The sequence below is a fragment of the Acinetobacter sp. SW-226 genome (genome assembly GCF_055632855.1).
In genome coordinates this window covers 2,363,184-2,376,179 of the sequence record NZ_CM145752.1, presented here as the reverse complement: position 1 = coordinate 2,376,179, position 12,996 = coordinate 2,363,184, and the positions used below count along the sequence as shown (strand labels likewise).

The following is a 12,996-nucleotide window of genomic DNA, read 5'->3' as shown; positions in this document are numbered from 1 at the left end:
ATTTGGCGATGGTTAACACTGTCATTTTGAGCGGTTTTATCTATTAATCTAACGCACTGAGTTTGTTAGACTAAGACAGTTTCTTTTGTTCGTGGATGCAAAGTGTTGCCATTTAAACTGTGGGTGGATGCTGATGCATTACCTAAAATCTTACGTGAAGTGATTTTACGTGCTTCAGATCGTTATCAGCTTGAAGTCACTTTCGTGGCAAACCAAAATGTTGGGATTACGCCATCCATCCGTATTAATTCGATTCAGGTGATGAGCGGGGCAGATGCGGCTGATCAAGAAATTGTTGATCGCATGCAAGCCAACGATATTGTGATTACTCAGGATATTCCGCTTGCCGCACAAGTGATTGAAAAAGGAGGGGTTGCGATTCATCCTCGTGGTGAAATTTACACCACTGCAAATGTCAAAGCGCGACTGCATTTACGGGACTTTATGGATACCTTACGTGGGGCAGGTGTTCAAACAGGTGGTCCTCCCCCTATTTCCGAACGAGATAAACGAGAGTTCTCCAGTTCTTTAGATCAAACCATCCAAAAGCAAAAACGTAAAACAGCTATCTAGCATCGAGCCGATTATGTCTTCTAAAGCCAATTTGATGGCAACCTATGGATTACTGGTTTTTATTTGGTCTACAACGCCTTTAGCGATTGTGTGGAGTGTGACCGATTTACATATGCTGTGGGCGTTGGTATTGCGATTTTTTATTGCACTACCTTTGGCGATTTGTTTGTTATTGGTTCTAAAGCGCCAGTTCCCGACCAACAAAGTTGCGTGGCATAGTTATTTAGCTGGTTCTTTTAGCTTGATCGGCTCGCAGTTTTTTACCTATGTCGCAACCAATTATATTAGTTCAGGCATGATTGCCTTAATGTTTGGCTTAGCACCCATTATGGCAGGGCTGATCGGACGTTTTTACTTTAAGACCTATTTGAGCGCAATGCAGTGGCTCGGGATGTGTATTGCATTGGTGGGATTGGCCATTATTTGTCTTGCTGGAAATACACAGCATGTGCATCCCTTTGGGATTGGGCTGATGCTACTCAGTGTATTTTCTTATGCAGCCTCTATTTTCTGGGTGAAAAAAGTCAATGCAAATATCGAACCTGTTGCACAAGCAACGGGGTCAATCTTGGTTTCAACCGTAGCAGCAATATGTATCGTGCCATTTATTTGGCAGTATGCACCGCAGCAAATGCCCGATTTGAAAACTTGTTTGGCACTACTTTATACCGTCATTATGGCGTCATTGATTGCAATGTTCTGTTATTTTAATTTGGTACAAAAAATTCAGCCGACAACGTTGTCATTGACAACAGTCATGACGCCAATGATTGCTTTATTTATTGGTGCAGTACTCAACCACGAAAAACTGTCGATGTTAGTCCTCTTAGGTGCAGCGGTATTGCTATCTGGCTTATTTGTCTATTTTTATAAAGATCTTCAGGCAAGTCGAAAACTTGCCCAAAAATTAAAAAGTCCAAACTAGTCCGAGTTTTTGGCTTTTTAATGATCTTCTAAGCTTAATGAAATACAGTCTGCGAGTTTCGCACGATCTTGCGGGTGCAAGGTAATAAAGTATGCACCCGTGCGATACTTGTCATTTTCTTCTGCGTTGCTATATACCACTTGCGCAATGGCTGCAATATGGAAGAAGTTTTCAGGATGGCTCAAAGTCAGATGTATATAGGTACCATCTTGAATTTGCTTGTCACTGTAAAAGCTTAAACCACTTTCTGAAAAGTTGACATGCTCAGGTGTAGGTAACATGGTTTGTACAATCGTGTCGTACAAAGATCCCGTGATCAGGTTTAATTTTTGATTAAATAGGGATAATATTCGAGCAATTTGTTGATCTTTTTCAGATAATTGTTCTAATTCGTAGTTTAGGGCATGATCAAATTGATCTAATTCTGCGAGTAGTAGAAAATAGCGTGGCAAAACAAAATTAGGATCGTAAGGGTCATTAAGGGCAACATCATCAGAAATAATCTGATAGTTAATTCTCAAGGCCGCGTCGATTCGAGACATCACACGACGTTCAGTTTGAACGTTTTGATGCTGTAAACTTTCCATAATTATGACCTCGGACTAGATGGTATGTTTAAACCAATCTCGCTGTATATAGGGTTGAGATATACTCGCGCACGGCGTAGCAACCACTTTATTTCTTTTATTGCACTGGTTTCGATGATCGGTCTGACACTGGGTGTGGCAGTACTCATTACAGTGTTATCTGTAATGAATGGTTTTGACCGAGAATTGAAAACTCGTGTACTTGGAATGATACCTCAAGCCACTGTTTCTTCAACACAAATTTTAACAAATTGGCCCGAACTTGCAAAAAAAATTGAAACAAAAGAGCATGTCACGGGTGTGGCACCTTTTACTCAATTGCAGGGGATGCTGACTGCACAAGGCCAAGTGGCTGGAATCATGGTCACGGGAATTGAACCTGAGTATGAAAAAAAGGTTTCGATTATCCAAGACCACATGGTTGAAGGGGGTATTGATAAGCTCAAAAAAGGTGAGTTTGGTATTGTTTTAGGCAAACAAATGACCGATGCCTTAGGTTTAGGCTTAAATGACAGTGTGACTTTGGTTTTACCTGAGGCAACACCATCACCAGCGGGTGTCGTACCACGTTTTAAGCGTTTCAAAATTGTGGGGATTTTCAGCATTGGTGCTGAGGTTGATTCGATGATGGGCTATATTGCTCTTAATGATGCATCAACTTTGCTGCGCTTACCTGATGGAGCACAAGGTATTCGCTTGAAACTAGATGATATTTTTGTTGCGCCGAAAGTGGCAGATGAAATTGTCATGGATCTGCCAAGCGGTTTTTATGCCTCAAATTGGACTTATACTCACGGCAACTTATTTAGTGCGATCCAAATGGAAAAAGCCATGGTGAGCTTATTACTGTTCCTGATTGTCTTGGTGGCTGCATTTAATATTGTGTCGTCCTTGGTGATGGTTGTCACCGATAAAAAATCGGATATTGCTATATTACGAACTCTTGGCGCTTCTCCAGCAACTATTACTCGTATTTTTATGGTTCAGGGTACGATTATTGGTGTGATTGGTACGGTATCTGGTGCGATTCTCGGTATTGTTTTCGCTTCAAGTATTAGTAGCTTGGTGGGTTGGCTAAACAATGTAATGGGACTTCATTTATTTGATGCTTATTTTATTAATTACTTACCTTCGTATTTAAGATGGCAAGATGTATTAACCATTGTGTCCCTGTCTTTAATTTTAAGTTTCCTTGCAACAATTTATCCTGCAATGCGTGCTGCAAAAATCCAACCTGCGGAGGCATTACGCTATGAGTAAAATTGTTTTAGAAGCACAAAATATTGAAAAGCACTTTACCGATGGTAAGTCGACCGTTGAAGTGATTAAAGGTCTCTCTCTACAAGTCAAAGCAGGCGAATTTGTCTCAATTGTGGGGTCGAGTGGTTCGGGTAAAAGTACGTTGTTACATGTATTGGGCGGTTTAGACCGTCCGAGCTCTGGACAGGTTTTTTTACAGGGTAGTCGTTTTGACAGTTTGAATGAAGCTGAGCGTGGCTATTTACGTAATCAACACTTAGGTTTTGTTTACCAGTTCCATCATCTGTTGCCTGAGTTTACGGCTTTAGAAAATGTGGCCATGCCGCTGATGTTACGCCAAGGCACCAACTTTAAAGATGTGCAAAAACAGGCTGAATACTTGCTTGAACGTGTAGGATTGACGCATCGTTTAACCCATAAACCAGGTGAGCTTTCAGGTGGGGAACGTCAACGCGTTGCTTTGGCGCGAGCATTGGTGGCTAAGCCTGCCTTGATGATGGCAGATGAACCGACAGGTAATTTAGATCGGAAAACAGCAAGTAAAATTTTTGAGTTGCTGATGGATTTACGTCAGGAATTCAATATGGCGATGTTGATCGTGACGCATGATGAGCAACTGGCTCAGTCGGCTGATTCTATTTTGCATATGCAAGATGGTCTTTGGGTCAATGATTAGGCTGAGTGCCGACAAAAATATGAGATAAAGCCACTATCTATTGAAGCCCACTTCGGTGGGCTTTATTATGGCGCCAATAAAAACAATAACTGAATAAAAAATGAAGCTTTTATATGCTGTTGCTTGGATTTTAGGAATTGCATTAATGGGGCAGAGCGTCTCCATCCTAAATCATCTTTTTTACCCAGCATTGATTTTGGTCATCGGACTTTTACCTTTACAGTTTTTTCTTTTTAAGCATAAACCCGCACTTATTTTACAGTTTATATGCGGATTAATTTATTTCATGTTGTTTTTAACTGCGGGATATTATTATGCGCAATCGGCTTTGCAGCAACGTCTAGCCTATAAAGAAATCAGAGTGGAAGATACTAAAGTCATTGTTTATATTGCAAAGATTAACCAACTGGGTAGTGAGACCATTCAGCAAGAAATACAGGTCTTGAACCGACACGAGCAACCGGTGCAGTGGTTAAGTTTTCAAAAAAGGATATCGGATCAGCAAGAGGTGTTGGAACTTGGGAAATACTACCGACTGACCGGGGAAATACGTCCTGCGCATAGTTATGCAGTGCAAGGTGTATTCGATCTTGAGCAGTGGTATCTGCAACGTAATCTTATGTCTGGTTTCAAGCTCAAGCAAATACAACCCTTATCTGAGGCAGAAATTTACGGGTTAGGCTATGCCAGTCATTTAAGAAAGCAGCAAACTATCTTCAAGCAACTCCAGTTAGGTATAGAGCGACAGCGTTTAAAGATACGCAACTTTATTTATATACAGCCCTTAAGTCATAAGGGCTTAATTTTAGCGCTCCTGACAGGGGATGAAAGTTTCTTAGATAAGGAAACAACAATATTCTTTCAACGTTTTGGTATTAGTCATTTGTTGGCAATTTCAGGACCGCATGTACTCATCTTTGCTGTGATGTTTTGCTGGCTCTTACAAAAAGGAGTCAACCGATTTTACTCACGTATTTTTCTTATAGTTCCACGTCCATATTTATTGCTATTGCCATTTTTCCTCTGTGTGTTGCTGTATTGTGCCTTTGTTGGTTTTGAAATTCCTGCAATGCGGACTTTACTCAGTTGTTTCTGTTTAACGGCGTTGGTTTGGCTCAGGCAGAAAATTTCGGCTTTGACGTTGCTCTTATTGAGTGCATCACTTCTTTTATTGTTTGATCCTTTTTCGATTCTATCAGCTGCTTTTTGGCTGTCCTATGGGGCATGTTTTGTACTTTTACGCATTTATCAAACCACCATTCGGTTTGATTTGAGTCGCTCCCAAACGTGGCAACAGCAACTTATATTCGCGCTCAAACTGTTGATAGAGTCGCAGTGGAAAATCTTTGTCGCACTTTTGCCTTTGGTGATCATTTTCTTTAAACAAGTCTCTTGGATTAGTCCTATCAGTAACCTTGTGGCCATTCCTTTGATTGGCATAGTGGTTGTGCCATTGGATGTTTTGGCTGCTTTTACCTTTTATGTTTTTGAACCGCTGAGTAGTCTTTTGTTTCAGTTGGCAGATTGGGTATTGCTATTTTTGTTGAGCATACTCCACTTGTTAGATGCCATGCTTTCGATCAAATTGTTGTCGGTTGCACTTAACGTTTGGCAGATAATTTTGCTCATTGTGGTACTCAGCATTATTTTTATGCCCAAGTCGACTTTACCCAAAACATGGGTAGTATTGAGTGTTTTTCCGCTACTTGGGCTGAGTGCAAAGCAGCATCCTTTTGAATTAATTGTACTTGATGTCGGTCAGGGGCAGGCGGTGTATATGCAGGATGATCAACAGCATGCCATGATTGACGTCGGAGGCTCCTATGATGAAACGAAGTTTAGTATTGCTAAGCAGGTGATTCAGCCATTTCTATCGAAAAAAGGTGTGAGTGAATTAGATCCATTGATACTTACGCATTTGGATCAAGATCATAGTGGAAGCTATACCACATTAAAAAATGAGTTGTCGATCAATCAAGTCTATTCCAATCAGCAATTGGATGTGGCTAGCAAGTCTCGTTTTGATTATTGTAAACAAGGGCAGATTTGGCATTGGTCTGAACACGTTGAGATCAAAATTTTATCGCCAAAAGCCAGTCAATTGGCACAAGTGCCGTATCAGCAAAATGAGCTATCTTGTGTAGTCTATATACAGGTGAAAAATGTACAGCCTTATCAGAATTTTTTGATTATGGGCGATGCTGGCTGGCAAACCGAGTTTCAATTATTGCAGGATTATCCTGACTTAAAAGTTGATGTCCTGATCTTGGGGCATCACGGTAGTCGTCATAGTTCAGCTTATGCATTTTTAAAGTATTATCAACCAAAACTGGCGGTTGCTTCAGCAGGTTTTCATAATCGTTATGGGCATCCGAGTAGAATAACGCAAGCACGCTTGAAAGCACTCAATATTCCACTTTTGACTACGGCAGGGCACGGTAGTATACGTTTTACTGCGAGGTCTACAGGACTTATTGAGTTGATGACACAGCGTCAGACTCGACCGTGGTTGCGATCGGCTGATTCTGTTGTTCCAAACGTAACTGCTCTAAACGCAGCACTGCCTCATTAAATGGCAGATTATACAATGGCCTAAGTTTCGAATTGGCTTTGAAGCGTTTATAGGTCCAGTGGTAATGTTCTGGGTGGCGATGGACTAAGTTCTCAATGGCTTGATGAATCACTAAAGTACCATCATTGGCACTACCTTGATAAACCGCGTCACTCATTTCTTCAATGTACATGTCAAAGCCATCGTCATTACGAATGGCATACAGCAGTAAAGCTTTGGCTTTGGTTTTTTGAATCAGCTTGGCGCTCAGGTTACTTGAGGCTAGGGGAAAACCAAAATAAGGAATCATTTCCCCGCCTTGTTTGGGGGTATGATCGGGCAGAATCACGGTTGTTCCCCCTTGTTTGAGCGCCTTAAAAATTTGTCGAACTCCAGACTCATCGGTAGGAACAAGATGAGCACCCTCCCGACCACGTGCTTCACGAACAAATAAGTCAGCCCCAGGATCTTTGACTGGTTTATACATAATGGTCATTTCGGTAAATTGGGCAACATAGGTGTTCATAATTTCCCATGTCCCAAAATGTGGAACGATCAAGACGACACCTTTTTTAGCAGCAAGGGCTTCGTGTAGTAGATGTTCGCCATGTACTTTTTGAACGCGTTCAATATTTTTTTGGTTACTGGAACCCCAAATACTAAAAAACTCAAAATAAGTAGTGAGTTCATTACGTACTGCTTGTTTCGCAATCATTTCGCGCTGTTCTGGACTGAGTTCAGGTAAAGCAATTTGCAGATTTAGTCTGAGAGCATCATTATTTTTACTAATTTTTAAAAGATTGACTAAACCCGCTAAACCTCTAGCAAAAAAACGTGAAAATTTAATGGGTTGTTTACTTGCAAAACGGAGTAGACGATAAGTCGAGTTCTGTTCTTGTGGTTTAGTCATTCTTTAGAGTCGATATAGTGTACGTGGATAAAAACAAAAAATATTATAAGATAAAATGAATGGTTTCGACAGTTTTGTATAAATCAGTGTATATAATGAGGGCAATTTTATTCAAGTTTGGATTGTTATATGTCCGATTGGCCACCAAAACCAGAAAATGAAATGCCGAAACAACAACCTGCACACGAACAGCCAACAGGGAATGAATGGAAGCTTTTAGAAAAAGCGGTTTTAGCTTCCGTTGAAGAACAACGTCGTGCACGTCGTTGGGGGATCTTTTTCAAGTTTCTGACTTTTGCCTATCTTTTGTTTATTTTAATTGCGATGACCAAGAGTTGTTCGACCAGTGGTACGGATGCAACAGCATCAAAGCATATTGCTGTGGTTGATATTGTGGGCACAATTGCCGCAGACGAGCAAAGCGTGAACAGTAATGACACGATTAAATCATTAAAGAAAGCATTTGAAAATAAGCAAAGCCAAGCAGTGGTTTTAAATATTAATTCACCAGGTGGTTCACCTGTTCAGTCTGATGAAATTTGGCAAGAAATCCAATACCTAAAGAAAACACATAGCGACAAAAAGTTGTATGCAGTGATTGGTGATACTGGTGCGTCAGGTGCATATTATATTGCGTCAGCTGCGGATGAGATTCTGGTGAATCCATCAAGTTTGGTCGGTTCAATTGGTGTGATTATGCCGAACTATGGTGTAACCGGCTTGATGCAAAAACTGGGTGTTGAAGACCGCACCATGACATCTGGTCAAAACAAAGCCTTGCTATCTATGACCCAACCTGTTAATCCTGCGCAGCGCGCACATGTCCAAGCTGTACTTGATAATGTACATGAGCATTTTATTAATGCTGTTAAACAAGGTCGTGGTAAAAAGTTAAAATCGAATGATCCAGCGCTCTTTTCAGGTCTTTTCTGGACTGGTGATCAGGCAGTAAAACTCGGCATTGCTGATCGTATTGGTAACTTACATACTTTAAAACGTGAGTTAAATACAGATAAAGCAATGGATTATACTGTGGTACATAGTCCACTTGATTCTGTTTTAGGGCGTTTAGGTGCGTCTATGGGGGCAGGTTTTGCGTCATCACTGTCAAACCAAATGCAAACTGAACAGACGACAAAGTTACAATGAAACCTTTAATTCATTTTGCGCACGCCAATGGCGTGCCTGGAAAAGTCTATCAGAAATTATTTGACTTACTCTCGGATCAGTACGATGTGATTTATGTGCCTCTATTGGGACCAGATAAAAGCTATCCAATTGATAACCATTGGAAAAGCTTAACTCAACAAGTGATTGATAGTATTGTTCGGCAGGCACAAGGGCGCAAGGTGATTGGTTTAGGTCACTCTTTAGGTTCAGTGCTTACTTTTCAGGCCGCATTACAGCGTCCTGAATTGTTTGAACAAGTTATTATGATTGATCCACCATTAATTATGGGCAAAGCTTCGTTTGCATTACACTTTGCGAAGATGCTGGGGCTCAAAGTGGTGGATAATATGTCTCCAGCCGCATTATCACTGCGACGTAGAGATCACTGGGAAAGCCGTGAACAGGCTGCAGAATTGTTAGGCGCTAAAGGTTTTTATAAAGACTTTGATCCTGATTGCTTTCAAGCATATATCGACCATGGGTTAACTGAAGATCGTGTGCGTGGAGGTGTGGAGCTTAGCATTTCAAAGATGGATGAAGTTCATATCTTTAGAACAAATCCATCATTGTGGTGGTTACCACAGGCTCAGCCAAAAGTTCCCATGCATTTATTGATCGCTGAGAAAGGACCATTTATTGGTCCAGGTTTTCCACAAATGGTGAAAAAGAAATTCGGAATACCTTATCAAGTGGTTGAGGGAAGCCATATGTTTCCATTGGAAAAACCACAAGAAACGGTGACACTCATTAAAAGGCTCATTTCAACAGCGTAATTTTTTGGATTATAAATGCAGAAAGCCATTTATTCTTTATTTTTCATACTTCCGTTACTGGGATGCTCAAGCACTCAAGTCTCTCATTTGAATAATATTGATAAACGTGATTTAACGCATATTTGTATTGAACATAATCCTCAAGTTATTGTGGTTAACTTTGAAAATATTCTTATAAATGGTCTGGAAGCGCGTCATATCTCAACTCAAATTTATGATCGGACTAAACCTTTAGAATGTGTTTATGTCTTGAAATATGTGGCTTATCAAAAGTGGGATTTTTCAATGGTATTAACTAGAGCGGAATTAAGGCTTTATAAAGATGATCAATTGCTCGGTTTTGCTGAATATAAATTACATGCAGGTGGGTTGTTAAATCCAACGAAATATAAAAGTAATGAATCGAAAATCAATCCATTAATTAATCAGTTGTTAGAAAAGCATTAGAAATCATCATAAAATAAACGCATCCGAGGATGCGTTTTTTTAATCTTAAAATTTATGGAAACTTGGCAAATTGCACAGGTTCATGCATGATTTGACCACGATATAACACAGCCTTTTCGGTATGCTGAATTGTACCTGTACAAATCCATTCCACCACTTGCGGGTAAATGACATGTTCAAGCACATGTACTCGGCTTGCTAGTGAATCGGCATTATCATGTACATTCACTTTCAGAACGCCTTGTGCTAAAGCCTGACCTGCATCAAGTTCAGCCGTCACATAGTGCACGGTACAGCCATGTAGTTGATCACCAGTATTCAGTACGCGCTGATGAGTATGCATCCCTTTGTAATACGGCAGAAGAGAAGGGTGAATGTTAATCATTTTCCCTTCCCAAGTACTAACAAATTTCTCACTTAAAATACGCATAAAGCCAGCAAGAACCACGAGATCAACATCCCAATCGAGCAATTGTTGATGCATAACATCATCAAAAGCTTCACGATTTGGATATTGCTTGTGTTCAATCACTGCTGTTGCAATACCTGCATTTCCAGCACGCTGTAGCGCATAGGCTTCAGGTTTGTTGGAAATAACGCCTACAATTTTTCCTGAAAGGTTGGCATCAATCAAAGCCTGAAGGTTTGATCCATTTCCTGAAACCAAAACAGCAATTTTAATCATACGAATTAAGCGAAAACGACACGGATTTTTTCGTCTGCGCCTTCAACTGACTCAGCATTGTCTACAATATGACCCATGGTGAATGCTTTTTCGCCAAGCTCATTCAGTAATTTAACTGTTTTGTCAGCGTCAGCAGCATCGACAACTAAAACCATACCTACGCCACAGTTAAATGTGCGATACATTTCAAACTGTTCAACACCACCTTCACGTTGAAGAAGTTTAAACAATTCTGGCCATTCCCAAGATGCTTCATTGACAACAGCTTGAGCACCATTTGGTAATACGCGCGGTAAGTTACCAGGTAAACCGCCACCTGTAATATGTGCCATTGCATGAACATCAACTTCTTTTAAAAGTTGAAGAATAGGCTTCACATAAATACGAGTTGGTTCCATTGCCGCATCGGCAAGTGGACGGCCATCAACAATTTGAGTTAAATCAATATTCTTAACATCTAAGATTTTACGAAGTAGAGAGTAACCGTTTGAGTGTGCACCTGAAGATGCAACACCAACTAAAACATTACCTGCTTTAACTTTAGAGCCATCAATAATTTTGCTTTGCTCAACCACGCCTACGCAGAAACCGGCTAAGTCATAATCTTCGCCTTCATACATGCCAGGCATTTCAGCAGTTTCACCGCCAACCAATGCACAACCAGCAAGTTCACAGCCTGCACCAATACCAGTGACTACGTTTGCTGCAACATCAACATTTAGGTGACCTGTTGCGTAGTAGTCAAGGAAGAATAATGGCTCAGCGCCACAGACAAGAAGATCGTTTACACACATTGCAACCAAGTCTTGACCAATTGTGTCATGACGGTTCAAATTCAATGCTAAACGTAATTTTGTACCAACACCGTCTGTGCCTGATACGAGAACAGGTTCTTCATAACCTTTAGGGATTTTACAAAGTGCACCGAAGCCACCTAGTCCGCCCATTACTTCAGGACGAGTAGTACGCTTCGCGACAGATTTAATACGATCGACTAACGCGTCGCCCGCTTCAATGTCGACACCTGCATCTTTGTAGCTTAAACCAGTGTTTGGGGTAGAAGTTGAGTTGCTCATAATGAAGTCTCCGCATTCGCGGGGCGATTATACCTGAATATACGAAACACATATGTTATTTCTGCGCTAAAATGTTATCTTTACTAAAATATTTTTCTCAATAACGATTAAATCTGAAAAAGGCGAGATTGCATGCAAGATCGTACACTGAAGCGTTTCTTTATTTTGGCAGGTATAGCACTTATTCTCTGGGTGTTGTATTTACTCAAACCTGTCGTTTTACCTTTTATTGGTGCATTTTTAGTCGCTTATCTGTTTAGCCCATTAGTCGATAAACTGCATAAAATTGGTTTACCGCGTTGGCTATCTATCAGTGCTGTTTTTATCGGTATTGGCGTTGTCATTACATTAGCATTTTGGTATTTGGTTCCGTTGATTTGGGAACAGTTAATGTATGCCAAAAATAGTATTCCTTCAGGTATACATTGGGCAAATTATAAATTCCTCCCTTGGCTTTCAGACAGCTTTAATTTAGTTCCTATGGAATTGGATGTTGATCAAATTTCAGCGGCTATTATGGAATACGTACAAACCAATTATAGTGCAGACAGCATTCAAGCGATGATTGCTAAATTGGCGCAATCTGGTTTGAACTTTATTCAAATTGGCGGTACGGTGGTTCTGATTCCGATTATTGCATTCTATTTTCTATTAGATTGGGATCGCATGCTGGATAGTTTCCGTCGCCTGATTCCAAAAGCCTACGAGCAAAGGACACTTGTCATCGTTAGAGAGTGCCATAGCGTACTGGGTGCTTTTGTTAAAGGTCAGTTCTTGGTGATGGTGCTTTTGGGTGTGGTCTATGCTGTTGGTTTACAGCTTATTGGGCTTGAGGTCGGTTTAATTATCGGTATGGTCGCAGGCCTATGTAGTATTATTCCTTATTTAGGTTTTGCTGTTGGCATTATTGCGGCTGTTATTGCAAGCTTATTCCAATTTGGTATTGACTGGATGCAGCTACTGCTAGTTGGTGTGGTCTTTATGATTGGTCAAGCTGTAGAAGGCTATATCCTGCAACCGTTCTTGCTAGGCGATAAAATTGGACTGTCTCCAGTGGCAGTTGTATTTGCGGTTCTAGCAGGTGCTCAGTTGGGCGGAATTTTGGGGATGTTGATTGCATTGCCTGTAGCTGCTGTGATTGTGGTTTTATTGAGACATGCACGTGAGTTTTACGAAAATAGCCCTATGTATGGAGCACCAGCACTTATTTCACAAGATTCGACAACAGGTTCAATTAGCATTGAAACTGATCAGGTTGAAGTTGATATTGAATTAAAAAATCGGATGGTAAAAGATCAGCAAGCATCTGAAAATTCAAGTAAGATTGATCAAGTCGACCATAAAGAACTTTAGGACAAATACC

13 protein-coding genes are annotated in these 12,996 nt (G+C 40.6%); 9 read left to right on the top strand and 4 right to left on the bottom strand.

Annotated features, from left to right (window positions below):
• Positions 1–102 precede the first annotated feature (102 nt).
• Together ACZ8ZH_RS11370 and ACZ8ZH_RS11365 are read left to right on the top strand one after the other, a co-directional pair.
• The gene (locus ACZ8ZH_RS11370; protein WP_086208307.1) at positions 103–573 is read left to right on the top strand and encodes a YaiI/YqxD family protein; all 471 of its coding nucleotides are present in this window, start codon (positions 103–105) and stop codon (positions 571–573) included.
• Between the two features lie 13 nt (positions 574–586).
• Positions 587–1,498 (top strand): DMT family transporter, encoded by a 912-nt coding sequence (locus tag ACZ8ZH_RS11365; protein ID WP_086208306.1) that lies wholly within the window; start codon positions 587–589, stop codon positions 1,496–1,498.
• Positions 1,499–1,515: 17 nt separating this feature from the next.
• On the opposite strand, the gene ACZ8ZH_RS11360 is transcribed toward ACZ8ZH_RS11365, so the two are convergent.
• The gene (locus ACZ8ZH_RS11360; RefSeq protein WP_086208305.1) at positions 1,516–2,085 is read right to left on the bottom strand and encodes a PilZ domain-containing protein; all 570 of its coding nucleotides are present in this window, start codon (positions 2,083–2,085) and stop codon (positions 1,516–1,518) included.
• 24 nt (positions 2,086–2,109) lie between these two features.
• On the opposite strand from ACZ8ZH_RS11360, the gene ACZ8ZH_RS11355 reads away from it, so the two are divergent.
• The 3 genes from ACZ8ZH_RS11355 (at position 2,110) to ACZ8ZH_RS11345 (ending at position 6,593) form a co-directional block, all read left to right on the top strand.
• Positions 2,110–3,345, top strand: coding sequence for a lipoprotein-releasing ABC transporter permease subunit (locus ACZ8ZH_RS11355; RefSeq protein ID WP_086208304.1), 1,236 nt, complete (start codon positions 2,110–2,112; stop codon positions 3,343–3,345).
• Positions 3,338–4,021 (top strand): lipoprotein-releasing ABC transporter ATP-binding protein LolD, encoded by a 684-nt coding sequence (lolD, locus tag ACZ8ZH_RS11350; RefSeq protein ID WP_004693913.1) that lies wholly within the window; start codon positions 3,338–3,340, stop codon positions 4,019–4,021. Before ACZ8ZH_RS11355 ends, lolD begins: the two co-directional genes overlap by 8 nt.
• 100 nt (positions 4,022–4,121) lie before the next feature.
• Positions 4,122–6,593, top strand: a complete 2,472-nt coding sequence (locus ACZ8ZH_RS11345) for a DNA internalization-related competence protein ComEC/Rec2 (protein ID WP_119063659.1) — start codon at positions 4,122–4,124, stop codon at positions 6,591–6,593.
• Here ACZ8ZH_RS11345 and ACZ8ZH_RS11340 read toward each other — a convergent pair.
• On the bottom strand, positions 6,493–7,482 hold the full coding sequence (locus ACZ8ZH_RS11340) for a lysophospholipid acyltransferase family protein (protein ID WP_119063658.1): 990 nt from the start codon (positions 7,480–7,482) through the stop codon (positions 6,493–6,495). The genes ACZ8ZH_RS11345 and ACZ8ZH_RS11340 overlap by 101 nt on opposite strands.
• A 129-nt stretch (positions 7,483–7,611) precedes the next feature.
• Between ACZ8ZH_RS11340 and sppA the strand changes: the two genes are divergently transcribed.
• From sppA to ACZ8ZH_RS11325, 3 genes are read left to right on the top strand one after another with little or no spacing between them, the layout of a single operon-like run.
• Positions 7,612–8,631, top strand: a complete 1,020-nt coding sequence (sppA, locus tag ACZ8ZH_RS11335) for a signal peptide peptidase SppA (RefSeq protein WP_086208301.1) — start codon at positions 7,612–7,614, stop codon at positions 8,629–8,631.
• A complete protein-coding gene (locus ACZ8ZH_RS11330; protein WP_086208300.1) occupies positions 8,628–9,425 on the top strand; it encodes an alpha/beta fold hydrolase in 798 nt (265 codons plus the stop codon). The genes sppA and ACZ8ZH_RS11330 overlap by 4 nt, the downstream gene beginning before the upstream one ends.
• Before the next feature lie 15 nt (positions 9,426–9,440).
• Complete coding sequence (locus ACZ8ZH_RS11325; RefSeq protein WP_119063657.1) at positions 9,441–9,872, top strand: Sbal_3080 family lipoprotein; 432 nt, start codon at positions 9,441–9,443, stop codon at positions 9,870–9,872.
• 52 nt (positions 9,873–9,924) lie between these two features.
• Here ACZ8ZH_RS11325 and purN read toward each other — a convergent pair whose 3' ends face one another.
• A complete protein-coding gene (gene purN / locus ACZ8ZH_RS11320; protein ID WP_119063656.1) occupies positions 9,925–10,557 on the bottom strand; it encodes a phosphoribosylglycinamide formyltransferase in 633 nt (210 codons plus the stop codon).
• A 5-nt stretch (positions 10,558–10,562) separates the two neighbouring features.
• Positions 10,563–11,633, bottom strand: a complete 1,071-nt coding sequence (gene purM, locus ACZ8ZH_RS11315) for a phosphoribosylformylglycinamidine cyclo-ligase (RefSeq protein WP_086208297.1) — start codon at positions 11,631–11,633, stop codon at positions 10,563–10,565.
• 132 nt (positions 11,634–11,765) lie between these two features.
• Between purM and cxpE the strand changes: the two genes are divergently transcribed.
• Positions 11,766–12,986: a chloramphenicol efflux transporter CxpE gene (gene cxpE / locus ACZ8ZH_RS11310; RefSeq protein ID WP_086208296.1), complete on the top strand. Its 1,221-nt coding sequence runs from the start codon at positions 11,766–11,768 to the stop codon at positions 12,984–12,986.
• Positions 12,987–12,996: the final 10 nt, after the last annotated feature.

Coding starts and splice junctions, on each gene's coding strand:
- ACZ8ZH_RS11325 (WP_119063657.1), top strand. CDS start 9,441: ATGCAGAAAGCCATTTATTCTTTATTTTTCATACTTCCGTTACTGGGA.
- ACZ8ZH_RS11340 (WP_119063658.1), bottom strand. CDS start 7,482: ATGACTAAACCACAAGAACAGAACTCGACTTATCGTCTACTCCGTTTT.
- ACZ8ZH_RS11345 (WP_119063659.1), top strand. CDS start 4,122: ATGAAGCTTTTATATGCTGTTGCTTGGATTTTAGGAATTGCATTAATG.
- cxpE (WP_086208296.1), top strand. CDS start 11,766: ATGCAAGATCGTACACTGAAGCGTTTCTTTATTTTGGCAGGTATAGCA.
- lolD (WP_004693913.1), top strand. CDS start 3,338: ATGAGTAAAATTGTTTTAGAAGCACAAAATATTGAAAAGCACTTTACC.
- purN (WP_119063656.1), bottom strand. CDS start 10,557: ATGATTAAAATTGCTGTTTTGGTTTCAGGAAATGGATCAAACCTTCAG.
- ACZ8ZH_RS11360 (WP_086208305.1), bottom strand. CDS start 2,085: ATGGAAAGTTTACAGCATCAAAACGTTCAAACTGAACGTCGTGTGATG.
- ACZ8ZH_RS11355 (WP_086208304.1), top strand. CDS start 2,110: ATGTTTAAACCAATCTCGCTGTATATAGGGTTGAGATATACTCGCGCA.
- sppA (WP_086208301.1), top strand. CDS start 7,612: ATGTCCGATTGGCCACCAAAACCAGAAAATGAAATGCCGAAACAACAA.
- ACZ8ZH_RS11365 (WP_086208306.1), top strand. CDS start 587: ATGTCTTCTAAAGCCAATTTGATGGCAACCTATGGATTACTGGTTTTT.
- ACZ8ZH_RS11330 (WP_086208300.1), top strand. CDS start 8,628: ATGAAACCTTTAATTCATTTTGCGCACGCCAATGGCGTGCCTGGAAAA.
- purM (WP_086208297.1), bottom strand. CDS start 11,633: ATGAGCAACTCAACTTCTACCCCAAACACTGGTTTAAGCTACAAAGAT.